Below are 24,849 nucleotides of genomic sequence, written 5' to 3'. Positions count from 1 at the left end.
TGCCTAATCATTTACGCCAACCTCCGTCAGAAGGAATCCGGTTGGCGTTCTGGTGAAGGTAAAAATGCTCTCGCCGCAGATGACAAAGTAGTTGTCGTTGTTCTCGCCATCTCGAAGTATTCCGCTTTCTTACGCTGGATGCAGGCGCGATCTTTCGCAGAGAAGAATTCCGGATAGGCCTTCGCCCGAAACTGTGCGGCATCCGCGTACGCCTTGTCACCCATGAAAGGCAGCTTGGTCATGCTGGCGACGGCCGTCGGATCGTTCGCTTTCAAAGCCGCTCGGAACTTGACGATAAAGGCATTGAATTCCGCCTCCAAGGCAGGAGGCGCGGCGGCTTTTTTCGGCGCTTGCGCGAGTGCAAGCGCAGGGCTCGTGAGGACGGACGCAAGGACGATTCTGAACAGCATACTCATTGTGGTGAAAACCCCGGCAGAATGCGGTTATAAGGTCAGCTCGTGACCTGACTAAGCGCCTTAATTCTTTTGCTAATGTTCTTTTCGTCCGTGCTCCAGCACCGGCGGCTTATGCTTGCCGGCTCATCATTCAGCGATGCCTTGCACAATCTCTTCCGCGGCCTTGGTTCTCACTCCGCCGATCGTCGGCTTGTCTTTGCCGCATACGAATGATGCCGCTGCGTCGGCGAGCGCATGCGCAGCTTCATTGGCGTTCGGGTTCGCTCCGGTGTCAACAGCGCCCATGACGCAAGCGGTATCCTGTGTGATCCGGATCACGGCGAGTACCTGGTCGCCGGCAGCCGGCGAATCCTGTTTCTGGAATTTCATCCTGACGATCGCGGCATAAGGCTCGAACTCCTTGCCCTTGCCAGATCCGCGCCAGTCGACGGTCAATCCGGCGGACCATGCTTCCACCGCCCAGATGATCTTTTGCGGGTGAGCCCCCTTTGGCCAGCGAAAGCCTATCCGCAGACGAGTTCCCAGGGCGTTGACCAGCACCTGCGCGCTACCGACGCCAGGACATGTCTTGAGCTGGTCTTCCTCGTCGCCCGGCTCGTCGCCGATTGGAGCGAAAGTGCAATCCTTGTTGGCAATGGAGGTGAACCGGTTTTGCGCGGCGGTTGGCGAATCGGCCGAAACAGCGGTGCTGACGATCGTCATCATGAAGAAAACGGCAATTGCTATCCGCATGACGCTTGAGATTCCTCTTCGGTCCGGTCTCGGAGACGGACCTGTCGCCCCCTATGACGTAGCTATCCCGTCTCCGAGCAGACCATGTTCAGCCGAACATGGATCGATCGGTCGGATGGCGGATACGGCTTTGTCGTTACCGGAACGGGCAAGGTTCGACAAACCAGGATTGGCCGCAACGTTGCTCATCATGGCCCCGCCTCGGGAGACTGTCCTGGGCCGTGCGATTGCGTTGAAACGAATTGAGCCGGAGCCCGCTTGGGGGACGCAGCGGGATGCTTTGCGCTAACATGGGCCATGACCTCCTCACCGATTCGCATTATGGGCATTGATCCGGGCCTGCGCCGCACCGGCTGGGGCGTGCTCGACATCGAGGGCAATCGGCTGATCTTCGTCGGCTGCGGCTCGGTCGAGACGCGCGAACACATGGCGCTGGCCAGCCGGCTGCTGGCGATCCATGCCGGGCTTGGCGCGGTGCTCGACCGATTCCGCCCCGCCGAGGCTGCGATCGAGCAGACCTTCGTCAACAAGGATGGCGTGGCGACGCTGAAGCTCGGGCAGGCGCGGGGCGTTGCGATGCTGGCGCCGGCGATGTTCGGCATCGCGGTGGCGGAATACGCGCCCAACCAGGTAAAGAAGACCGTGGTTGGCGCAGGCCACGCCGACAAGACCCAGATCCAGGCGATGCTGAAAATCCTGCTGCCAAAAGCTGACCCGAAAAGCGCCGATGCCGCCGACGCGCTCGCCATCGCCATTACCCACGCGCACCATCGTGGAAGCGCGATGCTCGCATCGCGAATGAAGGCGGCGGACGCATGATCGGCAAGTTAAAAGGTATCATCGACTCCTACGGCGAGGATTACGTGATCCTCGATGTCGGCGGCGTCGGCTATCAGGTGCATTGCGCGTCGCGCACGCTGCAGACAACACCGTCGCCGGGCGAGGCGGCGGTGTTGTCGATCGAGACGTATGTGCGCGAGGACCAGATCAAGCTCTTCGGATTTCGCACCGACCACGAGCGCGAATGGTTCCGTCTGTTGCAAACCGTACAGGGTGTCGGTGCGCGGGTGGCGCTCGCGGTGCTGGGCACGCTGTCGCCGGCCGATCTCGCTAACGCCATTGCGCTCCGCGACAAGGCTGCGGTGGCGCGTACGCCGGGCGTCGGACCGAAAGTGGCCGAACGCATCGTCACCGAACTGAAGGACAAGGCACCGGCCTTCGCCAATGTCGATCCGGCGGTGGTACATCTCGCAGGCGCCATCGATGACCAGCATGCGCCGCGCCCGGTGCGGGATGCGATCTCCGCGCTGGTGAATCTCGGTTACGGTCAGCCGCAGGCGACCGCAGCGATCGCGGTCGCCTCGCGTGGCGCTGGCGAAAATGCGGAGACTGCGCAACTGATCCGGCTCGGCTTGAAGGAGCTGTCGAAGTGACCACGCCCTCCCGCATCGTCACGCCCGAGCGCCGGTCCGACGATGTCGGCGACACCGCGCTGCGGCCGCAAAAGCTGGCCGAATTCGTCGGACAGGCGCAGGCGCGCGCCAACCTGCAGATTTTCATCGATGCCGCCCGTAAACGGAAAGAGGCGCTCGATCACGTGCTGTTCGTCGGGCCGCCCGGCCTCGGCAAGACCACGCTGGCGCAGATCGTCGCGCGCGAGCTCGGCGTCGGCTTTCGCGCCACCTCGGGCCCTGTGATCGCCAAGGCCGGCGATCTCGCGGCACTGCTCACCAACCTCGAAGAACGCGATGTGTTGTTCATCGACGAGATTCATCGTCTCTCACCGGCGGTGGAGGAAGTGCTGTATCCCGCGATGGAGGATTTTCAGCTCGATCTCATCATCGGCGAGGGGCCGGCGGCTCGCTCGGTCAAGATCGAACTGGCGAAGTTCACTCTGGTCGGCGCGACGACGCGCGCGGGGCTTTTGACCAATCCGCTGCGCGACCGCTTCGGGATTCCAGTGCGGCTGAATTTTTACACCGAGGATGAGCTGGAGAGGATCGTCAGCCGTGGCGCGCGTGTTCTCAATGTCGGCATGACGGCGGACGGCGCCAACGAGATCGCCCGCCGCGCTCGCGGCACCCCGCGCATCGCCGGCCGCCTGCTGCGCCGGGTGCGCGATTTCGCGTCCGCCGCCGATGCGGCGTCGATCGACCGGAGAATCGCCGATCATGCGCTCGGCGCGCTCGAAGTCGATGCCGCCGGCCTCGATGCGATGGACCGCCGCTACCTCACGACCATTGCGCTGAACTATGGTGGCGGGCCTGTGGGTGTGGAAACCATGGCGGCGGCGCTGTCGGAGCCGCGCGACGCCATCGAGGACATCATCGAGCCGTATCTGATCCAGTGCGGCTACCTGCAGCGCACCCCGCGCGGGCGGCTGCTCACCTCGCACGCCTTCCGCCATCTCGGCCTAGCCGAGCCCACGCGCGATCCGGCGCAGTTCGGATTGTTCGGCGAGGGGGAGGAATAGAGATTGACGACCCAATCTTCCAGGAGGCGATGGGGCATCTGGGCTGGAGTATCGATTGTTCTCAGCCTGTATTGTGCTGCGGGGTTCATTGCGAGTTGGACTGAAGCCGTGCGCCTTAAGCTTGAGCCGGGCGCGACGGTAGGTTTGTGGTTATTTCGTTTTGCTCATCAACCTCTGAAGATGGAACTCTGGTTCTCCAGAAAAGGTTGCAACGATCGTCGGCCGGAGCTTGGCGACCCTTCGACCCGGGTGGGGGCGTCAGGTAAAAGGGAGCCTGTCGACGCCGGTAGGCAAGTTCGCTTGATCGCGTCGTTACGACGTACATCCATCATATTTGAAGCATCAGCGCCGTGGGCATACTCCTGCCACCTCATTACTCGTCCCCTTCGGCCCGGAGGGACCGAAACGCTGTCGTTGGAATTTGGCTTCAATCCGACAAAGATTACGGTGGATGCGGTCGATCCCGCTTTGACGGGAGAAACGGTTCAACTGGCGGCAATGCCGCCCCTTGGATTTAAGTTCATGCAAGAGAACGTGAGCTGGTTGGCGTTTTGGTTTGCGTGGCCGTTTTTTCTGCTTTTTCAGCTAACCTGGGCCGGTTTGCTGGTTTTATTTCAGGCCAAAAAGTCGCGATGAAACCCCATATGCTTGACGGACATATCGTCGACGGCGGACATCACATGCAGGTTCGCGTGTATTACGAGGACACGGACTTCTCCGGCCTCGTTTATCACGCCAATTATCTGCGCTTCATGGAGCGCGGACGTAGCAACTATCTGCGGCTGCTCGGCGCCGACCAGCGCGCACTGTTCGCGGAGGCCGAAAGCGAAGCGCCCGGTTTTGCCTTCGTAGTGCGCGCGTTGCAGCTCGAGTTTCTGAAGCCCGCGCGGATGGACGACGTGCTCGACATCGTAACGCGGCCGCTGGAAGTGCGCGGCGCCTCGATCACGCTGCATCAGGAGGTGCGGTGCGGCGACGTGCTGCTGTTGGATGCGAGGGTGAAGGTGGCGTTCATATCCGGAGGGCGGGCGAAGCCGATACCCAAGGCGCTTCGTGTGGCGATGAAGACAGATCAGGTTTGATCGCCGGGGATCACACGAAGACCCCTCTTTTAAGATCTGCGCGCCTTACGCCGATATCCCGGATCGCCATGCATGACGGTCACGATGATTTGCATGGCCGGCAATGGGCCGGGCCGTCGCCGAATCCAGGCAGAAAAATGTCTGATGTGGAAATCCCTTAGTGATGTCGATCGCGGCCGGGCCGTTCGTCCTTGGGCAACGCCCTTGCGGAACCCGACGTTTGCTGGCGGGTTGCCTCGCATCAACCGGGGCACGCAATCATGGAGCCCACGATGCCCAACATCACCCCGTTCCTTTGGTTCGATACACAGGCCGAGGAAGCAGCGAAATTTTACACCACCGTGTTCAGCAATTCGAAGATCGTTGAAACGACCTACTATGGCGAAGGCGGCTCGAAGCCGCCCGGAACGGTGCTGACCGTCGCCTTTGATCTCGAGGGAAGGCGGTTCATCGCGTTGAACGGCGGCCCGCATTTCCAGTTCAGTGAAGCTGTCTCGTTCAGCATCGACTGTAAGTCGCAGGACGAGGTTGACTACTACTGGAACAAGCTAACCGCCGATGGCGGCGGGCCGCTTAAGTGTGGGTGGCTCAAGGACAGGTTTGGCGTGTCGTGGCAGGTGGTACCCGATATGATGCCGCGCCTGTTGCAGGATCCGGATCGCGCCAAAGCCGGTCGTGCCATGAAGGCGATGTTGAAGATGAAGAAGATCGTCATCGCCGATATCGAGGCGGCGGCGAACGGGTAGCTTCTTTATCTCAAACCCGAACCCGTATCCCGGTTGTGGGCCGGGAAGTCAAAAGGCGCGTTTCCATAACTCAATGGTCGCGTCGGCTATGCAAGGGCGTTTGGACCTTGCGCTTGCTGTCGCCCCAAAATCCCCCCGGAAATTTTGTTGGGTCATGTGTCGGCTATCGGCATACTGGTTCGTCCTGAGAGGAAGAAGGACCATTGCGCATGCTCTATGCCCTACTTTGCTACCATAACGAGGATGTTGTTTGTTCCTGGAGCAAGGAGCAGGACGCCGCCGTCATGCAAAAGCTCGCGGTCGTACAAGACAAGTTGAAGAAGCAGGGCCGGCTCGGACCGGTGGCACGGCTGCTGCCGACCACCGCGGCGACCACCTTGCGCAAGGAAAACCCACCGTTGATCGTCGATGGTCCGTTCGCTGAAACCAAGGAGCAGTTGCTCGGGTTCTACCTGATCGACTGCAAGAACCTTGAGGAGGCGCTGGAGGCGGCGCAGGAACTCGGTGAGGCGAATCCGGGTGGCTCCTATGAGATCCGTCCCGTCGGCCTGTTCGATTCCGGAGGGGCTCTGACATGACCGACGTCGCCTGGATCGATGCGGCCCTGACGGCGGCGCGACCCCAGGCGCTCGGCGCGCTCTTGCGCTATTTCCGCAATCTCGACACAGCCGAGGAGGCGTACCAGAACGCCTGCTTGCGGGCCTTGAGGAACTGGCCGGAAAACGGGCCGCCGCGCGATCCGGCGGCGTGGCTGATCATGGTCGGGCGCAACGCCGCGCTTGACGAGGTGCGGCGGCGGAGCAAGCAGCAGGAATTACCGGACGACGATGTGATCTCCGACCTCGGCGACGCCGAGAGTGAAATCGCCGAGCGGCTCGACGGCTCCCACTACCGCGACGATATTTTGCGTTTGCTGTTCATTTGCTGCCACCCTGATCTGCCTGCGACTCAGCAGATCGCGCTGGCGCTGCGTATCGTCTCGGGTCTGACTGTGAAGCAGATCGCGCGTGCATTTCTTGTCAGCGAAGCTGCGATGGAGCAGCGCATCACCCGTGCCAAGGCGGCGGTTGCGAAAGCCGGCGTCGCGTTCGAGACGCCTGGCGCGGTCGAGCGCAGCGAGCGGCTCGGCGTCGTTGCCGCCATGATCTACCTCGTCTTCAACGAGGGGTATTCGGCGAACGGCGGCACCTCCGAGGTCCGTGCGCCGCTATGCGAGGAGGCGATTCGCCTGGCGCGGCTGCTGCTTCGGCTGTTTCAGAACGAGCCGGAGATCATGGGGCTGACGGCACTGTTGCTGCTGCAACATGCCCGCGCCGCCGCACGTTTCGATTCCGACGGTGAAGTGATCCTGCTCGAGGATCAGGACCGTAGTTTGTGGAACAGAAAGATGATCACGGAAGGCACGGCGCTGATCGACAAGGCGATGCGCCATCGTCGCGCCGGCCCCTATCAGGTGCAGGCGGCAATCGCGGCGCTTCATGCGAGCGCGCCAAAGCCGGAGGAGACCGACTGGCGCCAGATCGATCTTCTGTACGCGACGCTGGAGCAATTGCAGCCGTCGCCGGTGGTGACGCTCAATCGCAGCGTGGCCCTCTCCAAGGTGAAGGGGCCGGAAGCGGCGCTCGCGCTGATCTCGCCGCTGGAGCAGCGTCTGTCAGGCTATTTTCACTTCTTCGGCGTGAAGGGCGCATACCTGATGCAATTGGGCCGCAACGATGAGGCGCGCGTTGCATTCGACCGCGCCATCGCGCTCGCTAATACCTCGGCGGAAGCGGCGCATATCCGCATGCATCTGGATCGGCTGATGAAAGACGGCGCGCCCCGCACCAGGGCGGCGGAGTAGGGTTCTGGGAGCTGATTCAAAAAATTGTCCGGTCGCTGTCTGGATGTCGCCTCGCCGTTCGTCCTTGGGCTGTCCTGTTTTATCCAGACTTGAGGGTTTGCCATGTTGAAAGTCCTTGCCGCCGTCATTGCTATCATCGTCATTGCTCTCGCCGTTGTTCTAATACTGGCTTCGACCAAGCCCGATACGTTCCGCGTCGAGCGGTCCGCCGTCATCAAGGCGTCGCCGGAGAATATCTTCCCGCTGATTGCCGACTTCCATCAGTGGGGACGGTGGTCGCCTTATGAGACTCGCGATCCCGCGATGAAGCGGACCTACGGCGGCGCCGAACGCGGCAAAGGTGCGACCTACGCCTGGGAAGGCGACAGCAACGTCGGCACGGGCCACATGGAAATCCTCGATGCACCCGCTTCCCAGAATGTCGTCATCAAGCTCGACTTCCTGAAACCCTTCGAGGCGCACAACACCGCCGAATTCACATTGCAGCCTCAGGGCGATGGCACCCGTGTCACATGGACGATGCAGGGGCCGACGCCGTTCATCGGCAAGATCATGCACGTGTTCATCAACATGGATCGCATGGTCGGTACTGATTTCGAGGCTGGTCTCGCCAATCTGCGCAAGGCAGTGGAAAACTGAATTAACCGCTCATGCCTGTGGTGGGAGCAGGATGAAAATCAATTCCTATGCCCCCTTCGAGGACACCTGCGTGATTCGCTTTCCTCTCGCGCAGCCCGTGTTCGCGCTGTCGTGACGGCGGCCGAAGAGCTATTTTACGTAGAAGACGCACGCTGCAATCACCAGCAGTGCCGTCACCGCCATGACATGCGCGAACATATCGGCGAGCGTGCCGGAAGCCGTCCGCTTTGTGGCATCGGTCATGATGTCCTCCCCCATTTGGTTTTGGCCAGTGTGGTTCGGGCATGACTCGTCACGGCTTGCGCGCGAGCCAAAATTGAATCGATGTTTACGTGGAACGCCCCTTGGAATTGCTGCGCCCGCATCTTGTCCCCGCGGCCGAAGCAATGACGCAAGCGTGATCAAGCAATGCGGCGGGAATTTGTTGCGACGGAAAACGCGAGATACGCGCTCATGTGCGCTTGACGACGCGCGATAGTTTCGTCTTGCGTCATCACATGCAGTGCTGCAAAGCGCTCGCTTACCGGGAGAACATCATGCCGCTGACGCTGTACATGCATCCGCTGTCGTCCTATTGCCACAAGGCGCTAATCGCGTTCCATGAGAACGCGACGCCGTTCACGGCTATGTCGGTCGATCTCGGCGATCCGGACGAGCGCGCGGCGCTGCTGAAGCTGTGGGGTGTCGGCAAATTTCCGGTGTTGCAGGATGCCGCTCGCGGCGAGGTGGTGCCGGAATCCAGTATCATCATCGAGTATCTCGACAGGCATTATCCGGGCGTGACGCAGTTCATCCCGCAGGATCGGGACGCGGAGCGCGAGGTGCGGCTGAAGGACCGCTTTTACGATCTGCACATTCACAACCATATGCAAAAGGTGGTCGGCGACCGGCTACGGCCTGCCGGTAGCAAGGACCCGCACGGCGTTGAGGATGCGAAAACGCGGATGCGCGCGGCTTATGACATCGCCGAGCGGGAGATGGCATCGCGCAGTTGGGCAGCCGGCGACGATTTCTCGATGGCGGATTGCGCTGCCGCGCCGGCGTTGTTCTATGCCGCCAAGGTGCTGCCATATGCTGATAGCCATCCACATCTTGCCGCCTATCTGGAACGTCTCAAGGCGCGACCGTCCTATGCCCGCGTGCTGAAGGACGCCGAGCCGTATTTCCACATGTTTCCACAGGGCGACTGAAGGATCGGCGCGCGCGCCGAAAAATCTCTACCGGACATGTCGGAGAGGCCGCAGTCCGCCCGTCTTCATTGCGGGGCCGCCAAGAAACGGCCTGGATCACTGGATCGAAGGAGAATCGCGATGCGTTTCATGGTGATTGTGAAGGCGACGAAGGAAACCGAAGCGGGCGAGATGCCGAGCACCGAAATGCTGACCGCGATGGGTCGGTTCAACGAAGAGATGGTGAAGGCCGGTGTGATGCAGGCGGGCGAGGGGTTGCATCCGACCTCGAAAGGCGCGCGCATCAAATATTCAGGCGCTGCACCTGTGGTGACAGAGGGCCCATTCCCGGTGACCAGTGATCTCGTCTGCGGATTCTGGCTGATCGAGGTTGGTTCAAAAGACGAGGCGATCCAGTGGATGAAACGCGCGCCTTTCGCACCCGGAGATGAACTCGAACTGCGTCAGGTGTTCGACGCGGAGGATTTCGGCGAGGCGTTCACGCCGGAACTGCGCGAACAGGAAGAACGGCTGCGCGCAGAGGTCGCGCGCCGATAGGCTCCGCATCAGGTCGCCACGGCCATTGGCCGACTTCCGGCGGCGAGCCGGCCTCGTTTGACCGGAGGTCGGGGTTCGCCGCAACGGTTTGCGCTTCTTCATGCTGGATTTCGCCCTGCCTCTCGAATGGAAGCAGGACGAAACGAGTGGTGTTTCCCGCGTGCTCATGTAAAAACTCTTCACATGAGTTGGCGCAAGGACCATCGCCGCCCGGAGCGAGGCTACCATCACGGCAATCTGAAGGAGGCCCTGCTGGAGGCGGCACTCGGCCTGATCGCCGAGAAGGGCGCGGCGGGTTTCACCTTCGCCGATGCGGCGCGTTCCGCGGGCGTCAGTCCGGCGGCGCCGTACCGGCACTTCCGTGATCGCGATGAACTGCTGGCGAGCATCGCGCAACGCGGCTTCGAGCAGTTCGAGGCGGTGTTGACCAAGGCATGGGATGACGGGCGCCCGGATACCGTCAGCGCGTTCGAGCGCGTCGGCCGCGCCTATCTCGCCTTCGCCCGCAACGAACCGGCTTATTACTCGGCGATGTTCGAATCCGGGCTGCCGACCGATGTCAATCCGATGCTGTCAGCCGCGAGCGAGCGCGCCTTCAGCATCATTCGTGCTGCGGCGGAACGGCTTGCAGCACTGACACCGCCGGGCGTCGCGCGACCACCGGCTTTGATGATGGCGCTGCATATCTGGTCGTTGGCGCACGGCATAGCCTCCCTGTTCGGCCGCGGCGACGCGGCGCGGCGCAAGCTGCCGATGTCCGCCGAAGATCTGCTCGAAGCCGGCGTGCTGATTTATCTGCGGGGGCTCGGCTTTCCGACCGAACGCAGGTCGCCTGAGGACCCGAACGCTCCAGCCAAGCCGCCACGAGGGCCGTGGGATCAAAAGTCCGCGACCTGACCAACCGATTCAGCTGCGCGTATCCCCGGGACTGGATTTTATCCTGCGCTCGCAGCAATCGGCCAAGTGCTTCTCATGGATAGGCTTTTTGGTCTGCTCGCCAATATTTGCCGCTTTCAATGTGACGAGACCTTACAACGGCGGGAAACCGTAGCACCGCCAAAACCCGGCATTTCCAGGCAAAGTCGCGCTTGACAAAAGCCTTTCGTGGGTTACCTATGTAAATGTTATTTACATTCACGCGGCATGACGCCGTTCATGGAGAAGGCCTATGGCCCACACCGCTGACTACGATCGCTGGAATGGCCCCAACAATGCGCCGGGCCAAGGTCAGCCCCCGTATTCCCGCTGTTTCACGGACGCGCCCTGGCATCCATTCCGGATTGTCCTGATCGTGCTGGGCTTCATGGTGTGGTGGCCGATCGGTCTCGCGATTCTCTTCTTCACTCTAGGGAGCAGGAAAATGGGCTGCTGGAGCAACGACCGGTTTGAGAGCAAAATGCAACGGATGCAGTACAAAATGGACCGGATGCGGGATCATATGGAGCGCCGAGGTTTTGGCTTCCGCGGTTTTGGCGCGCCGTCCAGCGGTAACCGCGCCTTCGACGAGTATCGCATGGAGACGCTGCGGCGGCTTGAGGACGAGCAGAAAGAGTTCAAGGACTTTCTCGAACGGCTTCGTCACGCCAAGGACAAGGAAGAGTTCGATGCCTTCATGGCCCAGCATCGCACCCATCCGACGCCGCCGAACGATAGGCCGCAAGACCAGTAGTCACTAATCGGACGCTGCGACCGGCGCTGGTTTTGATGCTGCCCGGCTTCCGCCAATCGATAGGAAAGCCCGCCTGTCCCGACAGGCGGGCTTTTTCTCATCTGCGGGTCTGAAACCTCTCTCGATTCAGGCGTCGGATCATCGCCACACGCCCACTGGGCCGGAACTCTCGTCCTGGGTAATAATCGACGGTCGGCCGCCTCCCACCCGCTTTCCGCCGGGTACGGCTCACGGTGAACAAGGATTGGAATATAAGGCGGATTTCAGAGCCTCAATCCTCTTTGGTAACCTGGTCTTAACCATGATTAGCGTTTGGTTACAGCCGTAAAGGCGTGCCGTTAGCCCTCGTTTTGACACGTTGGCAGGGGATGCAAGCTCCGGCATTGGACGGACCCCCCAAGTGACTCAACCGGCTTGTTACGTGGCGCTTTTACGCCGCGTGAGCTTCGTGGCCGCGAAACTGGCGGCTTGAGGTCGCGCTCCGCGTCGATAGGGATACTTGCGTTGAGAGGAAACTGCTCATGAATCCGGCCGACGTGGCGCAGTCAGCCTTGCCCCTAGCTTCGACCGATGTGTCGCTGATTACGCTTTTTTTTCACGCTCACTGGATCGTGAAAGCAGTCATGTTGGGCCTGTTGGCCTGCTCGGTGTGGGTGTGGGCGATCGCGATCGACAAGATCTTTCTTTACGCCCGCACCAAGCGCGCGATGGACCGTTTCGAGCAGGCCTTCTGGTCAGGGGAGTCGATTGAGGACCTGTACCGGGCGTTGTCGGCCAAGCCGACACAATCGATGGCGGCCTGTTTCGTCGCAGCGATGCGCGAGTGGAAACGTTCTTTCGAAAGTCAGGCGCGCTCGATTGCCGGGCTTCAGATGCGGATCGAGAAAGTGATGAACGTTTCCATCGCGCGGGAGATCGAGCGGCTGGAGCGGCGGTTGCTGGTGTTAGCGACCGTAGGCTCTGCCGGTCCTTTCGTTGGCCTGTTTGGGACCGTGTGGGGTATTATGTCGAGCTTCCAGTCGATCGCCGCATCGAAGAATACCTCGCTCGCGGTGGTGGCGCCGGGCATCGCCGAAGCGCTGTTCGCAACGGCAATCGGCCTTATCGCCGCCATCCCCGCGACTATTTTCTACAATAAGTTCACTGCGGAAGTGAATCGTCAGGCCCAGCGCCTTGAGGGTTTCGCCGACGAGTTTTCTGCGATCCTCTCGCGTCAGATCGACGAGCGGGCGTGAGGTCAAGCGGCATGGAAACGGGCGGTCCATCATGGCAATGAATCCGGCAGCGGCTTCCTCCAGCGGTGGTGGACGAAGAGGACGGCGGCGGTCACAGCCGATGGCCGAGATCAACGTCACGCCCATGGTCGACGTCATGCTGGTGCTTCTCATCATCTTCATGGTGTCGGCGCCGCTTTTGACTGTGGGCGTTCCGCTCGATTTGCCGCAGACCCAGGCCAAAAGCCTCGAGCAGGACAAGACGCCCTTGCAGTTGTCGGTTGATGCTCAGGGACGGATTTTCATCAACGACACCGAAGTCACGATGGAGGAGTTGGTTCCGAAATTGACGGCGATCACCGATGCACGCGGCGGTCTTGACGAGCGCATCTTCATGCGCGCCGACAAGAAGGCCGACTATGGCACGGTGGCGCGAGTGATGGGTCGGCTGTCGGGCGCCGGGTTCAAGCGTCTGGCGCTGGTCACCGAAGTGGAGCAGGGATCTTAAGGTTGAAGATCAAGGTCGATAAGACACTGGCAGCATCGGTTGCCCTGCACGTCCTTGTGATCGGGTGGGGGCTGGTGTCGTTTTCGTCGAAGGCTTTCGAATCGGTGCCAGAAGAATCTTTGCCGGTCGACATCATCTCCGCCGATCAACTCGCCCACGTCACGGCGGGCATGAAGACCGGCAAGAAGGAAAAACCGAAGCCCCTGGTCGAGAAGGTCGCCGAGCCCACACCGCCGCCGGAGGACACTGTCGGCAAGATCGACGACAAGAAGCCGCCGGTCATGACCGACGTGGCGCCCAAAGAACAACCAAAGCCAGATGACAAGGCCGCTGCCGAGGCTGCTGCAGCAGCAGCGAAGGCCGAGGCGGCAGCCAAAGCAGCCGACGCAAAGGCCAAGGCGGATGCGAAAGCCAAAGCAGAGGCCGCGAAGGCCGAGGCGGAAGCCTTAGCTGAAGCAAAGGCGGAGGCTCAAGCCAAGGCCAAGGCGAAGGCCGAAGCGCAGGCGAAAGCAAAAGCCGAGGCGAAAGCGGAAGCCAAAGCCAAAGCCGAGGCAAAGGCCAAGGCAGAAGCCGAGGCGAAAGCCCAGGCAGAGGCGAAGAAGGCTGAGCGCGTGTTCGACCAATCGAAGATTGCGGCACTGCTTGACAAGCGCGAGCCCACCCGCCGCTCGGTCACCGGAGACACGCTGAATCCGAATGCCGCGCTCGGCCTCGCTCATGGCAAGGCCGCGGACAATTCCGCGACCTGGGGGTCGATGTTCAAGTCCCAGGTCGAGCGTTGCTGGAAAAAGCCCTATGGCGGGCTCGAAGCTCAGATGATCGAAGCGGTGTTCAGCATCAAGCTGAAGCGCGACGGCACGCTGGAGACCACGCCGACCGCGATCAGCAACCCGTCGACACCCTACTTCCGCGTTTATCAGGAAAGCGCGCTGCGCGCGATCATTGAATGCCAGCCGTACAATCTGCCTGCGGCTTATTTCGACGAATGGAAGTTTTTCGAGCCCGTATTCACAGAACGAAAGTCGTAAGCAACGAACGTTGCGGATGAAAAGTTTGACCGATGATCGAGAGAAATGGATTGCAGAGAATGCCGTTCCGCCTGAACCGCCGACACATGATTTCCGGGATGGCATCGGCTGCCGTGTTGCTGGGCGGTAGGCAAGCCTTCGCCCAGGCGCGGGTCCAGATCACCGAGGGCAACGTCGCGCCGCTCCCGATCGCCATTCCGAATTTCATTGCCGGTTCGCCGTCGGATAGCGAGGTCGGTGCCGGCGTCGCCAAGGTCATCACCAACAATCTCAAGCGCAGCGGGTTGTTCGCGCCAATCGACCAGGCCGCGTATATCCAGAAGATCACCAATATCGACGTGCCGCCGCAGTTCGCCGACTGGAAGACCATCAACGCACAGGCGCTGGTGACCGGACGTATGACGCGTCAGGGCGACGGGCGGCTCAAGGCCGAGTTTCGTTTGTGGGATGTCGCGACCGGCCAGCAGCTTGCAGGCCAGCAATATTTTACATCGCCGGAATATTGGCGGCGGATCGCGCACATCATCTCGGATCAGATTTACGAGCGTTTGACCGGCGAGAAAGGCTATTTCGACAGCCGCGTGGTGTTCGTCGACGAGTCCGGAACAGCGCAGCACCGCGTCAAGCGGCTGGCCCTGATGGATCAGGACGGCGCCAACGTGCGTTACCTCACGCGCGGAGCTGACCTTGTGATCACGCCGCGCTTTTCGCCGTCGACCCAGGAAATCACCTATATGGAATTCGGGCAGGGCGATCCCCGGGTCTATCTGTTCAACATCGAAACCGGCCAGCGCGAAATCGTCGGCAACTTCCCCGGTATGTCGTTCGCGCCGCGGTTCGCGCCGGATGGCCAACGCATCATCATGAGCCTGCAGCAGGGTGGAAACTCGAACCTGTTCGTGATGGACATTCGCTCGAAGTCGACGACACGTCTGACGGACACGCCGGCGATCGACACGTCGCCCTCGTATTCGCCGGACGGCGCCCGCATCTGTTTTGAGTCGGATCGCGGCGGTAAACCGCAAATTTATGTGATGGGAGCGACCGGCGGCGGGGCCCAACGCATCTCGTTCGGGGAGGGCTCCTACTCGACTCCGGTGTGGTCACCCCGCGGTGACTACATCGCCTTCACGAAGCAAGGCGGTGGTCAGTTTTCCATCGGCATTATCAAGCCGGACGGTTCCGGCGAACGAATTCTGACGTCGGGATTTCACAACGAGGGTCCGACCTTCGCGCCTAACGGGCGGGTCCTGATGTTCTTCCGCGACCCCGGCGGCAACGCTGGACCATCGCTTTATACGATCGACGTCTCCGGCCGCAACGAATTGAAAGTTCCCACGCCTGGTTTTGCGTCCGATCCGGCATGGTCGCCCCTGCTCTCATAAGCCGGATCCCCGAGCCGAAACCGGATCGGCGTCGGTTGGATCTTGATCCTGTAACATTCTGTTTTGCAGGGTAAACTCGGCCTTCAGGTGGCCGGTTCAAACGTCTCGCTAACGATGTTCGCTCAGAAAAGCTTCACTAGCGGCCGGTAACACTGTGCGCGCGGAAAGGATGCGCGCGCAGCCGATGCAGTTGGCCGACCACCATCGCGATACCGATACGATGTCGCCAGCGATATATGCGGCGCTTGTGGGTTCGCTATTCCAGAATCCGGCACCGATGTTGGCTGGCGCGGTCTGCGCTGCGATTGCGGCGGTCATGACCGCATTGAAGACCGGCAACCATCTGCTGTGGCCATGCGCGGTGCTTCTGGTCCTGATTGGCATGCTCCGCACTTTCGACATGGCGAAATACAAGAATCGCCGTTCGGATCTGACTGTAGGCGAAGCCGAGCGCTGGGAGGCCCGCTATCAGATCGGAGCGGTGCTCTACGCAATTGTCCTTGGCGCATGGTGCGCCATCGCGCTTCTGATGACCGACGACGCCGTCGCGCACATGATCTGCATCTCGGTCACCACGGGATATGTGGCGGCCGGCGCCGGCCGCGCCTACGGACGCCCATGGATTTTCCACCTGCAGATTCTGCTGACCTGCGGGCCGATGGCTGGGGCGATGGCGCTGAAAGGCAGTCCTTATTACCTTGGGATGGCGCTTCTCACCCTGCTGTATTTCCTTGGTCTCGAGAGGATCACGACCAGACTACAGCAGATTTTTCTCCGCGCCTTGATCGCGCGCGAACGCGAAGCCGCGCTCGCCGCCCAGTTCGACACCGCGCTGAACAACATGCCGCATGGCCTGTGCATGTTCGGCGCAGACGGTCGCCTTGGCGTGATGAACTATCGTTTCAGTGAAATGATGCATCTCGCCGACGACTTCGTGCATCGCAGCGTGGGCGCAGCGGATGTCATCGCCGCATGCGTGGCCGCCGGAACGATGTCGTCCGAAAACGGGCGGACGATTATCTCGGAGATCGAGAATTCGCAAGCCGGCGCAATCGTGACCACCGACGTGGATATGGAGCAGGGGCGGGCGTTGTCGTGGACGTTCCAGCCGATGGCCGTCGGCGGCGCGGTCGTGCTGGTCGAGGACATCACGGAGCGGCGCAAGGCGGAAGCGAGAATCAACCATCTCGCTCGCTTCGATCCGCTTACCGAATTGCCCAACAGGCTCAGCTTTCGCGACGAAATCGAACGCTTGCTGGCGACCTCCAATAGTGCGCCGAGGCTATCGGCGCTGCTGTTCATCGATCTAGATCAGTTCAAGCAGATCAATGATACGCTCGGTCATCCCTGTGGGGATCGCCTGTTAAGCATTGTCGCCGACCGACTCCGGGGAATGCTTCGCCCGGAGGACTTCGTCGCGCGATTCGGCGGCGACGAATTCGTTGTGTTTCAGCAAAACATCCAGTCGGCGGAGGAGGCGGCCGCGCTATCCCGCCGTATCGTCGAACGGCTCACCGAGCGATATGAAATTGATCGCCATCTTGTCGAGATCGGCGCGAGTATCGGTATCGCAATGACATCACCTGGCATCACGGCCGACAACATTCTGAAGCACGCCGACATGGCGCTCTACCGTGCCAAGGCCGATGGTCGCGGAACCTTCTGCTTCTTCCGCAACGAGATGGCTGAAACGGTCGAATCGCGCCGCGCCCTCGAACTCGATCTACGCAATGCACTGGCCAAGGAAGAGTTCGAACTGTTCTATCAGCCGCTGGTCAATCTGAAGTCGGGACGGATCACCGCCTGCGAGGCACTGCTGCGCTGGAATCATCCCTCGCGCGGTACGGTGTCACCGATGGACATCATTCCGGTGGCGGAGGAGATGGGGATCATCATCGATCTCGGCCGCTGGATTTTGCGCAAGGCCTGCATGGAATGCATGACGTGGCCGGAGGTTGTCAGCGTCGCCGTCAACTTCTCGTCGGAGCAATTCCATCAGCGCGACATCCTGAGCGAAGTCCGCTATGCCTTGGAGGTTTCCGGTCTTCCGGCGCACCGCCTCGAAATCGAGATTACAGAATCGTCGTTGCTGCGTAACACGCAGTGGACTCACGACGCGCTGAGCCAATTGCGCTCTGCGGGCGTGAGGATTTCACTCGATGATTTTGGCACAGGGTATTCGAGCCTTAGTTATTTGCACAATTTCCCGCTCCAGAAGGTCAAGATCGATCGCTCGTTTCTGGAGGGGATCGATACGGACCGGCCCCTGATGCTATTGCGTGGTGTGGCTCGGCTGAGCGCCGATCTCGGCATGGCCGTCGTCGTCGAAGGCATTGAAACCAACGAGCAGCTCGATCTCGTCAGCGTCGACGGCACGGTGACGGAAGCGCAAGGCTATCTGTTCAGCCGACCGGTATCGGCGGCGGGCATTCGTCAGCAGCTCGACGCCTCTCATGGACGTCATCTGTGTGATGGCAATGTGAAGGGTGTCCGGTCGATCGCTTAGATTTCTCCCTGAGGGACGCTCCAACTTCGAGTCGAGGGTCCCCGTTGAAAGAATGTGAGGACACACTAACATTAATGTTTTGTTATCTTTTCATTTCATTAACGAATCGTTAACCTTCGATTGTTTGCTGGAATCAGGCGGCGAGGGTGCTCCCAATGAGTTCGGCTCTAACAGTCGCTAAGCCTGTAGACCGAAGTATCGAACTTCTGGATCGGGTTGATTATCGCCTGGTGGAAACGCCGGCAGATAGGGATATCATCTACCGCCTTCGATATCGCGCCTACCTGAATGAGGGCGCGATCGAGACCAACCGCGACCATAAAATCTTTGATCGTTTCGACGAAATGCCGAATTCCTGGATTTTTGCCGTCTATCTGGACGGCGCGCTGGCCAGTTCCATTCGTCTCAGCATTTCGTCGCCGGAGCATCCGCTCAGTCCTTCGGTGGATGTGTTTAAGGATTATCTCCAGCCGGAGGTCGATCGGCGCAAGGTTATGGTCGACCCGACCCGCTTTGTGGCGGATCCGGAGCTTGCGGGTCGATTTCCTGAATTGCCCTACATCACGCTCCGTCTATGCTTCGTCGCCTGCAGTTTCTTCAATGCGGACCTCGGTCTGGCTACCGTTCGCGCTGAACACCGGTCGTTCTACCGGCGTTTATTTGATCACCAGCCGTTGAGTCCGCCGCGCCGGTATCCTGGTCTCGTCAAGCCGATCTGTCTGATGGCGGTCGATTTTCCGGCCTCTCGCGAAAAGGTCTTCGCCCGCTATCCGTATCTCCGTTCGAGCTATTTCGAACGTCGAATGTTATTCGAGCGCAGAGCTGGCACCGCAACTCTGGTGCCCACCGATTCTCCGTTTTCGTTCGCACGACCCTCGATCGTCCCGAGGTCCTGATATCCGACCTAATTGTTGTGATGTGGGTTCAGGGGCGGACTCCGCGGACCGCGCGGTTGTGAAATCGCTGTCGGTTCACCCTCGCGCCACATTTGCGGCTTATTAACCATCGCGGGCGCTTCTTTCGCAAACATGGCATTTGATGCAATCGAGCAACCTCTCATCAAGGTTGACGGAACGTTCGCTTAACCATCACCCTGTAGAGCGGATAACAGTGGAAAACGCGAGCGTGGAGGCTCCGGAATGTTAAATCAGAAGCGATTCCTCCGGGGATTGAAGCTCGCCGCCGTGGTTGCGGCGGCGCTGTCGATGGGTGCTTGCGCTAATAAAAATCCGATGGACGGGAGGGGCGGCGGGATGGCCGGCGCTGCGACCCCGGGCAGCCAGCAGGATTTCGTGGTCAATGTCGGCGACCGCGTTTTCTTCGAGAGCGACCAGACCAGCCTGTCGCCACAGGCGATAACGACGCTGGAGAAACAGGCGCGTTGGCTGCAGACCTACAATCGCTATTCCTTCACCGTCGAAGGCCATGCGGATGAACGAGGTACCCGCGAGTACAACATTGCGCTCGGCGCCCGCCGCGCGCAGACGGTTCGTTCTTTCCTTGCGTCGCGCGGCATCGATCCGGGCCGGATGCGGACCATTTCCTATGGCAAAGAGCGCCCGGTCGCGGTCTGCAACGACATTTCCTGCTGGTCCCAGAACCGCCGCGCTGTCACGGTGCTCAACGCCAGTTCCTGAGGCGTCCCTTATCTTATTTTGTTTTCAGCCGGCGCTCTTGGGGCGCCGGTTTTTTGCGCCAGGACGATCGGTGAAATAAAAGCCGGCTTCTGCCTTCTGTCTTGACGATGCAAACCGGCTGTTATCTGCAGCTCAAGCCAGAGGGCGCCGTTTTCACGCTTAACGCCACGAAAATATTTAAGGAGAAGACTGACTGGCAAGATCGTCGTAAAGTGATTGTTGTTGTTAGACCAAGTCACATTTTCGGCGTACTCAAGTTTTCAATGGGTGCGCTTTCGATGTGACGTTTATTCAGTCGACAGGCCAAAATGTCATCCATACCTCCGAGGCTTGCACGCGCAATGGCCGTTGCCACGATGCTCGTGCTTTCGTCACATGTCTCCGCGCAATACGATGTCGATCCTGAACTCCGCATCCAGCAACTGGAACAGCAGCTGCGAACCCTGACCGGGCAGAACGAAGAGTTGCAGCACCGGAATCGGATGCTCGAACAACAGCTGCAGCAGTTGCAGCCTGGAACGGCATCACCTGGCGTCGCGGCGACTGCGCCGGCAAATCCAAACGCCGGTTCGCCTCAACCGAATTACGATCAGCGAGGAAGCCAGCCACCCCTCGTGCAGGAGCAGGTCGTACCCGTGCCTGCGCAAGGTCACCGGGGTGATGCCTTCAACCCTAGCCAGAACCCTAACGCCCCCGGTGCGCCACGCGCGCTCGGCGGCGGACAGATGCCGATCCCGGCGACGGCCGTAGGCTCGCCCGGCGGCCGCGAAGCCGGCGCTCCGCTCGATCTCGCCAACGTCGGTCCACGCTCTTCGGGGAATTATCCGAGGACCGGCAACGCTCCGCTCAATTCGGGCGGCCTGACAACACTGCCGCCATCGGCGACGCCGCGGGACGAATTCGATCTTGGCATCGGCTACATGCAGCGCAAGGACTTTGCGCTTGCCGAGGAAACCATGCGCAATTTCACCCAGAAATACCCTTCCGATGCGCTGACGGGCGACGCGCAGTACTGGCTCGGAGAAAGCCTGTTTCAGCGCCAGAAATATCGCGAGGCTGCTGAGGCTTTTCTGGGCGTGACCACAAAGTACGACAGTTCGGCAAAGGCGGCCGATGCGTTGCTTCGGCTTGGTCAATCGTTGGCCGCCCTGAAAGAAAAGGAAGCCGCCTGCGCCGCGCTTGGTGAGGTCACGCGCAAATATCCCCGCGCCTCCGCTGGAGTGAAACAGGCCGTGGACCGTGAGCAGAGGCGGGTAAAGTGCTAGCGCATGATCCGCCAAAGTATGAGCGGTAGCGCGCGATCGGACGCAAAACCGGAATCCACTTTTGCTGATCGCGCTCTAGAGAACATGCGCTGGATCGCGTAAATTCGGGCGGGTCTCCGACTATAAGGAGCGTGTCCGATGAGCCTTCATGCCCCGCAATTTTGTTCGGCCGCGACCCTGTTCGTGGTCCAGGACGTCCCCAAAGCCGTTGCCCATTATCGCGACGTCCTCGGCTTCAAGGTCGGCTTCACCTACGGTGATCCGGTTTTCTACGGCGGCGTCGAGCGGGGCGACGTTACGATTCATTTCCAGGCCGCGAACAAGACGCCGCGCGAATCCGGCCAAGGCGCCGTCAACGTGTTTGTGACCGAGGTCGACGCGCTGCACGATGAGCTGAAGTCGCGCGGGGCGACCATAGTGCATCCGCCGGGCGATCGTCCCTACGGCATGCGTGATTTCGATATCGACGATCTGGACGGCAACCGCCTGACGTTTGGGATGGGCATCGGTGGTTCGGACTAGATCGACCGCACAAGCGATGAAGCCACCGAAAACGGGCTCCGCTTTGCCGATTTCGGCAACGGAAGCAAAAACGCTGTTCGCGGACTGGAAAGCGGCTCGCGCACTCGTTCTCGCCGTATCCGGCGGCCCCGATTCCATGGCGCTGATGTGGCTCGCGGCACGTTGGCGGCGCGCCATGACAGGCGGTCCCGACCTCATTGCTGTTACCATCGATCATGGCCTGCGGCGTGGCTCCGCGCGCGAGGCGCGACAGGTCAAGCTGCTCGCAACCTCGCTCGGCGTGACACACCGCATCGTGCGCTGGAGCGGCGCCAAACCGGAATCCGGATTACCGGCGGCCGCGCGAGACGCCCGCTACCGCCTGCTGGCGAGAACAGCCCGCGCCCACGGCGCATTGCATATCCTCACCGCTCACACCTGTGATGATCAGGCGGAAACCGTTCTGATGCGATTATCGCGCGGCAGCGGCATTGCGGGCCTCTCCGCAATGGCACGTGAAACGATGCGTGACGGGTTCATCCTTGCCCGGCCGTTTCTGAATGTTCCGAAGTCGAGGCTGATTGCGACGCTGAAGAAGGCAAAAATCGACTACGTGGAGGATCCGACCAATCGCAACCTCAATTTCACGCGGCCGCGTTTGCGTGCTCTGATGCCGGCGCTGGCGGAGGAAGGATGCGATGCCCATAACCTGACGCGGCTCGCATCGCGTCTGGCGCGAGCTAATACAGCGCTGGAGCTCCTCGTCGACGGCGCGGAGCGTTATCTGGCCCTGCAGGATGACGACGCGCAGCGTCCTGGCTTTCGAACGGAGGCGTTTGCGGTCCTCTCGGAGGAGATCAAGATTCGATTGTTGTTGCGGGTGATCGATCGTGTCGGCTGCGAGGGGCGGGCTGAATTGGGTAAGGTTGAGGCTCTGCTCTTGGCACTCGAAAGCGCCGCAAATCATGCGGATTTCGGTCGACGCGTTCTGCTCAGAAGGACGCTAGCGGGGGCGCTGGTGACGCTTACCCCCGAGCGGATCAGCGTCGAGCCGGCACCGCCCCGGCGTCGAACCAACTGATGCCGTTAATCGCCGCGCAGAGAACCCTAAGCTATGATTCAAAGCGGGTCTCATTTCCGCCCCGCGTCAAGTTCCGTCAAGCGCCACCATGCTTCAAAAATATGAAACGACCGCAGACTCCGCCCGGCGCAAGCTTGAAAGATGAGGCGGATCAAAGAGGTGATAAGCCGAAATGTTGGAAATGCGAAACCTTGTGTCAACTGCCAGGGCCGAATAGGTTTTATTTAATAAGAGTTTCACCCGGTTCCCTTGGCAGGGGCAACCTCCGCGCCTAGATTGTATACGTCTCGGCAACCCCCATCTATTAAGTCGATGCAGGGATATCCGGCTGCGATCCGCGCGGCCTCGAAGGAAGATCGATGAACGCCAATATGCGCAACTTCGCCCTCTGGGTCATCATTGTCTTGCTCCTGTTGGCATTGTTCACATTGTTCCAGAGTCCTGGTCACCACACGACCGCGCAGGATATTTCGTTCTCGCAGTTGCTGACGGAAGTCGATCAGAACAATGTTCGCGATGTCGTGATCCAAGGGCAGGAAATTCGCGGCACCTTCACCAACGGTTCCAACTTCCAGACCTATGCGCCAACCGATCCGGGGCTGGTGAAAAAGCTCTATGACGCCAAGGTGCAGATCACAGCCAAACCCCCCGGCGACAGCGTGCCATGGTTCGTCTCGCTACTGGTCTCTTGGCTGCCGTTCATCGCGCTCATCGGCGTGTGGATTTTTCTATCGCGCCAGATGCAGGGCGGCGCCGGCAAGGCGATGGGTTTCGGCAAGTCTCGCGCCAAGATGCTGACGGAGGCCCACGGCCGCGTCACCTTCGAGGACGTCGCAGGCGTCGATGAGGCCAAGCAGGACCTGCAGGAGATCGTCGAGTTCCTGCGCGACCCCGGCAAATTCCAACGCCTCGGCGGGCGTATTCCGCGCGGCGTGCTCCTGGTCGGCCCGCCCGGCACCGGCAAGACGCTGATCGCGCGCGCTGTCGCGGGCGAGGCCAACGTGCCGTTCTTCACCATTTCGGGCTCGGACTTCGTCGAGATGTTCGTCGGCGTCGGCGCCAGCCGCGTCCGCGACATGTTCGAGCAGGCCAAGAAGAACGCGCCCTGCATCATCTTCATCGACGAAATCGATGCAGTCGGCCGTCACCGCGGCGCCGGTCTCGGCGGCGGCAATGACGAGCGCGAACAGACGCTGAACCAGTTGCTGGTCGAAATGGATGGCTTCGAGGCCAATGAGGGCGTCATCCTCATTGCGGCGACCAACCGCCCCGACGTGCTTGACCCAGCACTGCTGCGCCCCGGTCGCTTCGATCGTCAGGTCGTGGTGCCGAATCCGGACGTCGTTGGCCGCGAACAGATTCTCAAGGTTCACGTTCGCAAGGTGCCGCTGGCACCCGATGTCAACCTCAAGACCGTCGCCCGCGGTACGCCCGGTTTCTCTGGCGCGGATCTGATGAATCTCGTCAACGAGGCGGCGCTGACGGCCGCCCGCCGCAACAAGCGCATGGTGACGCAGGCCGAGTTCGAGGAAGCCAAGGACAAGGTGATGATGGGCGCCGAGCGCAAGTCGCTCGTCATGACTGAGGAAGAAAAAATGCTGACGGCCTATCACGAGGGCGGTCACGCCATCGTCGGCCTTAATGTCATCGCCACCGATCCGATTCACAAGGCGACCATTATTCCGCGGGGCCGGGCGTTGGGCATGGTGATGCAACTTCCCGAACGCGACAAGCTGTCGATGTCGCTGGAGCAGATGACCTCGCGACTTGCGATCATGATGGGTGGCCGCGTGGCAGAGGAAATGATTTTCGGCCACGAGAAGGTGACGTCCGGTGCTGCGTCCGACATTGATCAGGCGACGCGTCTTGCGCGCATGATGGTGACGCGCTGGGGCCTCTCGAAAGAACTCGGCACGGTGTCCTATGGCGAGAACAATGACGAGGTGTTTCTCGGCATGCAGGTCAACCGCCAGCAGAACGTGTCCGAGGCGACTGCCCAGAAGATCGACTCCGAAGTCAGGCGTCTGGTCGAGACCGGTTACAAGGACGCGACCCGCATTCTTGGTGAGAAGCGGGCCGATCTGGAGACGCTGGCCAAGGGCCTGCTTGAGTTCGAAACCTTGACCGGCGATGAGATCACCGATCTGCTCAACGGCAAGAAGCCGAACCGGGAATCGGTGCTGGAGCCTGCGACACCGCGCACGTCGGCGGTGCCGCCTGCCGGCAAAACACGTCCGCGCCCGGAGCCCGATCCAGGTCTCGAACCACAGCCGCAGGCCTGAGCACCGAACGTTCGGTGCTATCCATCGGTGTCTAAAATCAAAACAGCCCGGCGTAAGCCGGGCTGTTTTGCGTTGTGCTCCGAACTTGAGTTGTAGGTCGATATCACTTCAGGAC

26 protein-coding genes are annotated in these 24,849 nt (G+C 60.7%); 24 read left to right on the top strand and 2 right to left on the bottom strand.

What is annotated here, in order from left to right; all coding sequences use genetic code 11:
* Positions 1-26: 26 nt before the first annotated feature.
* Positions 27-320: a hypothetical protein gene (locus ACM561_RS16095; RefSeq protein WP_425906343.1), complete on the bottom strand. Its 294-nt coding sequence runs from the start codon at positions 318-320 to the stop codon at positions 27-29.
* Between the two features lie 222 nt (positions 321-542).
* A complete protein-coding gene (locus ACM561_RS16090) occupies positions 543-1,148 on the bottom strand; it encodes a hypothetical protein (protein ID WP_425906341.1) in 606 nt (201 codons plus the stop codon).
* 297 nt (positions 1,149-1,445) lie between these two features.
* On the opposite strand from ACM561_RS16090, the gene ruvC reads away from it, so the two are divergent.
* From ruvC to ftsH, 24 genes are all read left to right on the top strand, one after another.
* On the top strand, positions 1,446-1,967 hold the full coding sequence (gene ruvC, locus ACM561_RS16085; protein ID WP_425906339.1) for a crossover junction endodeoxyribonuclease RuvC: 522 nt from the start codon (positions 1,446-1,448) through the stop codon (positions 1,965-1,967).
* Positions 1,964-2,581, top strand: coding sequence for a Holliday junction branch migration protein RuvA (gene ruvA / locus ACM561_RS16080; protein WP_425906338.1), 618 nt, complete (start codon positions 1,964-1,966; stop codon positions 2,579-2,581). The genes ruvC and ruvA overlap by 4 nt, the downstream gene beginning before the upstream one ends.
* Positions 2,578-3,621, top strand: a complete 1,044-nt coding sequence (gene ruvB / locus ACM561_RS16075; RefSeq protein WP_425906336.1) for a Holliday junction branch migration DNA helicase RuvB — start codon at positions 2,578-2,580, stop codon at positions 3,619-3,621. The genes ruvA and ruvB overlap by 4 nt, the downstream gene beginning before the upstream one ends.
* A gap of 108 nt (positions 3,622-3,729) precedes the next feature.
* The gene (locus ACM561_RS16070) at positions 3,730-4,257 is read left to right on the top strand and encodes a hypothetical protein (RefSeq protein WP_425906334.1); all 528 of its coding nucleotides are present in this window, start codon (positions 3,730-3,732) and stop codon (positions 4,255-4,257) included.
* An 8-nt stretch (positions 4,258-4,265) separates the two neighbouring features.
* A complete protein-coding gene (gene ybgC, locus ACM561_RS16065) occupies positions 4,266-4,703 on the top strand; it encodes a tol-pal system-associated acyl-CoA thioesterase (RefSeq protein WP_425906333.1) in 438 nt (145 codons plus the stop codon).
* A 272-nt stretch (positions 4,704-4,975) separates the two neighbouring features.
* Positions 4,976-5,449: a VOC family protein gene (locus ACM561_RS16060; protein WP_309774909.1), complete on the top strand. Its 474-nt coding sequence runs from the start codon at positions 4,976-4,978 to the stop codon at positions 5,447-5,449.
* Positions 5,450-5,658: 209 nt separating this feature from the next.
* Positions 5,659-6,027: a YciI family protein gene (locus tag ACM561_RS16055; protein ID WP_425906332.1), complete on the top strand. Its 369-nt coding sequence runs from the start codon at positions 5,659-5,661 to the stop codon at positions 6,025-6,027.
* Complete coding sequence (locus ACM561_RS16050; protein ID WP_425906330.1) at positions 6,024-7,292, top strand: RNA polymerase sigma factor; 1,269 nt, start codon at positions 6,024-6,026, stop codon at positions 7,290-7,292. Before ACM561_RS16055 ends, ACM561_RS16050 begins: the two co-directional genes overlap by 4 nt.
* Positions 7,293-7,394: 102 nt before the next feature.
* Positions 7,395-7,931: an SRPBCC family protein gene (locus tag ACM561_RS16045; protein ID WP_425906328.1), complete on the top strand. Its 537-nt coding sequence runs from the start codon at positions 7,395-7,397 to the stop codon at positions 7,929-7,931.
* A gap of 536 nt (positions 7,932-8,467) precedes the next feature.
* Positions 8,468-9,121, top strand: a complete 654-nt coding sequence (locus ACM561_RS16040) for a glutathione S-transferase family protein (RefSeq protein WP_425906327.1) — start codon at positions 8,468-8,470, stop codon at positions 9,119-9,121.
* Between the two features lie 120 nt (positions 9,122-9,241).
* Positions 9,242-9,658, top strand: a complete 417-nt coding sequence (locus ACM561_RS16035) for a YciI family protein (protein ID WP_079447996.1) — start codon at positions 9,242-9,244, stop codon at positions 9,656-9,658.
* 183 nt (positions 9,659-9,841) lie between these two features.
* Positions 9,842-10,555 carry a TetR/AcrR family transcriptional regulator gene (locus ACM561_RS16030; RefSeq protein WP_079447995.1) on the top strand — a complete coding sequence of 238 codons (714 nt, stop codon included), beginning with the start codon at positions 9,842-9,844 and terminating at the stop codon, positions 10,553-10,555.
* A 271-nt stretch (positions 10,556-10,826) separates the two neighbouring features.
* Positions 10,827-11,327 carry a DUF2852 domain-containing protein gene (locus ACM561_RS16025; RefSeq protein ID WP_425906325.1) on the top strand — a complete coding sequence of 167 codons (501 nt, stop codon included), beginning with the start codon at positions 10,827-10,829 and terminating at the stop codon, positions 11,325-11,327.
* A gap of 521 nt (positions 11,328-11,848) precedes the next feature.
* Complete coding sequence (gene tolQ, locus ACM561_RS16020; RefSeq protein ID WP_425906323.1) at positions 11,849-12,562, top strand: protein TolQ; 714 nt, start codon at positions 11,849-11,851, stop codon at positions 12,560-12,562.
* 31 nt (positions 12,563-12,593) lie between these two features.
* Entirely contained in the window at positions 12,594-13,049 is a 456-nt protein-coding gene (tolR, locus tag ACM561_RS16015; protein ID WP_079447992.1) for a protein TolR, read from the top strand.
* An 8-nt stretch (positions 13,050-13,057) separates the two neighbouring features.
* Positions 13,058-14,077: a cell envelope integrity protein TolA gene (gene tolA, locus ACM561_RS16010; RefSeq protein WP_425909790.1), complete on the top strand. Its 1,020-nt coding sequence runs from the start codon at positions 13,058-13,060 to the stop codon at positions 14,075-14,077.
* Between the two features lie 59 nt (positions 14,078-14,136).
* On the top strand, positions 14,137-15,462 hold the full coding sequence (gene tolB, locus ACM561_RS16005; RefSeq protein ID WP_425909788.1) for a Tol-Pal system beta propeller repeat protein TolB: 1,326 nt from the start codon (positions 14,137-14,139) through the stop codon (positions 15,460-15,462).
* Between the two features lie 184 nt (positions 15,463-15,646).
* Positions 15,647-17,968 (top strand): putative bifunctional diguanylate cyclase/phosphodiesterase, encoded by a 2,322-nt coding sequence (locus ACM561_RS16000; protein WP_425909786.1) that lies wholly within the window; start codon positions 15,647-15,649, stop codon positions 17,966-17,968.
* Positions 17,969-18,123: 155 nt separating this feature from the next.
* Complete coding sequence (locus ACM561_RS15995; RefSeq protein ID WP_425906321.1) at positions 18,124-18,864, top strand: N-acyl amino acid synthase FeeM domain-containing protein; 741 nt, start codon at positions 18,124-18,126, stop codon at positions 18,862-18,864.
* Between the two features lie 243 nt (positions 18,865-19,107).
* Positions 19,108-19,605 (top strand): peptidoglycan-associated lipoprotein Pal, encoded by a 498-nt coding sequence (pal, locus tag ACM561_RS15990; protein WP_425906319.1) that lies wholly within the window; start codon positions 19,108-19,110, stop codon positions 19,603-19,605.
* Between the two features lie 341 nt (positions 19,606-19,946).
* On the top strand, positions 19,947-20,870 hold the full coding sequence (gene ybgF, locus ACM561_RS15985; RefSeq protein WP_425906318.1) for a tol-pal system protein YbgF: 924 nt from the start codon (positions 19,947-19,949) through the stop codon (positions 20,868-20,870).
* A gap of 138 nt (positions 20,871-21,008) precedes the next feature.
* On the top strand, positions 21,009-21,392 hold the full coding sequence (locus ACM561_RS15980; protein ID WP_425906316.1) for a bleomycin resistance protein: 384 nt from the start codon (positions 21,009-21,011) through the stop codon (positions 21,390-21,392).
* 16 nt (positions 21,393-21,408) lie between these two features.
* Positions 21,409-22,452 (top strand): tRNA lysidine(34) synthetase TilS, encoded by a 1,044-nt coding sequence (tilS, locus tag ACM561_RS15975; RefSeq protein WP_425906314.1) that lies wholly within the window; start codon positions 21,409-21,411, stop codon positions 22,450-22,452.
* 359 nt (positions 22,453-22,811) lie between these two features.
* A complete protein-coding gene (gene ftsH, locus ACM561_RS15970) occupies positions 22,812-24,734 on the top strand; it encodes an ATP-dependent zinc metalloprotease FtsH (RefSeq protein WP_425906313.1) in 1,923 nt (640 codons plus the stop codon).
* The last annotated feature ends 115 nt before the right edge of the window (positions 24,735-24,849 follow it).

Origin of the sequence: Nitrobacter sp. TKz-YC02 (genome assembly GCF_049852135.1) — a bacterium.
GTDB classification, from domain to species: domain Bacteria; phylum Pseudomonadota; class Alphaproteobacteria; order Rhizobiales; family Xanthobacteraceae; genus Nitrobacter; species Nitrobacter vulgaris.
Note: the sequence above shows the minus strand (reverse complement) of the source record. Positions and strands in the feature narration are given on the sequence as shown.

Bases quoted from the DNA above. Each gene is read 5' to 3' on its own strand.
- ACM561_RS16090 (WP_425906341.1), bottom strand. From the start codon at position 1,148: ATGCGGATAGCAATTGCCGTTTTCTTCATGATGACGATCGTCAGCACC.
- ruvC (WP_425906339.1), top strand. From the start codon at position 1,446: ATGACCTCCTCACCGATTCGCATTATGGGCATTGATCCGGGCCTGCGC.
- ruvA (WP_425906338.1), top strand. From the start codon at position 1,964: ATGATCGGCAAGTTAAAAGGTATCATCGACTCCTACGGCGAGGATTAC.
- ybgC (WP_425906333.1), top strand. From the start codon at position 4,266: ATGCTTGACGGACATATCGTCGACGGCGGACATCACATGCAGGTTCGC.
- ACM561_RS16060 (WP_309774909.1), top strand. From the start codon at position 4,976: ATGCCCAACATCACCCCGTTCCTTTGGTTCGATACACAGGCCGAGGAA.
- ACM561_RS16055 (WP_425906332.1), top strand. From the start codon at position 5,659: ATGCTCTATGCCCTACTTTGCTACCATAACGAGGATGTTGTTTGTTCC.
- ACM561_RS16050 (WP_425906330.1), top strand. From the start codon at position 6,024: ATGACCGACGTCGCCTGGATCGATGCGGCCCTGACGGCGGCGCGACCC.
- ACM561_RS16045 (WP_425906328.1), top strand. From the start codon at position 7,395: ATGTTGAAAGTCCTTGCCGCCGTCATTGCTATCATCGTCATTGCTCTC.
- ACM561_RS16040 (WP_425906327.1), top strand. From the start codon at position 8,468: ATGCCGCTGACGCTGTACATGCATCCGCTGTCGTCCTATTGCCACAAG.
- ACM561_RS16035 (WP_079447996.1), top strand. From the start codon at position 9,242: ATGCGTTTCATGGTGATTGTGAAGGCGACGAAGGAAACCGAAGCGGGC.
- ACM561_RS16030 (WP_079447995.1), top strand. From the start codon at position 9,842: ATGAGTTGGCGCAAGGACCATCGCCGCCCGGAGCGAGGCTACCATCAC.
- ACM561_RS16025 (WP_425906325.1), top strand. From the start codon at position 10,827: ATGGCCCACACCGCTGACTACGATCGCTGGAATGGCCCCAACAATGCG.
- tolQ (WP_425906323.1), top strand. From the start codon at position 11,849: ATGAATCCGGCCGACGTGGCGCAGTCAGCCTTGCCCCTAGCTTCGACC.
- tolR (WP_079447992.1), top strand. From the start codon at position 12,594: ATGGCAATGAATCCGGCAGCGGCTTCCTCCAGCGGTGGTGGACGAAGA.
- tolB (WP_425909788.1), top strand. From the start codon at position 14,137: ATGCCGTTCCGCCTGAACCGCCGACACATGATTTCCGGGATGGCATCG.
- ACM561_RS16000 (WP_425909786.1), top strand. From the start codon at position 15,647: ATGCAGTTGGCCGACCACCATCGCGATACCGATACGATGTCGCCAGCG.
- ACM561_RS15995 (WP_425906321.1), top strand. From the start codon at position 18,124: ATGAGTTCGGCTCTAACAGTCGCTAAGCCTGTAGACCGAAGTATCGAA.
- pal (WP_425906319.1), top strand. From the start codon at position 19,108: ATGTTAAATCAGAAGCGATTCCTCCGGGGATTGAAGCTCGCCGCCGTG.
- ybgF (WP_425906318.1), top strand. From the start codon at position 19,947: ATGGCCGTTGCCACGATGCTCGTGCTTTCGTCACATGTCTCCGCGCAA.
- ACM561_RS15980 (WP_425906316.1), top strand. From the start codon at position 21,009: ATGAGCCTTCATGCCCCGCAATTTTGTTCGGCCGCGACCCTGTTCGTG.
- tilS (WP_425906314.1), top strand. From the start codon at position 21,409: ATGAAGCCACCGAAAACGGGCTCCGCTTTGCCGATTTCGGCAACGGAA.
- ftsH (WP_425906313.1), top strand. From the start codon at position 22,812: ATGAACGCCAATATGCGCAACTTCGCCCTCTGGGTCATCATTGTCTTG.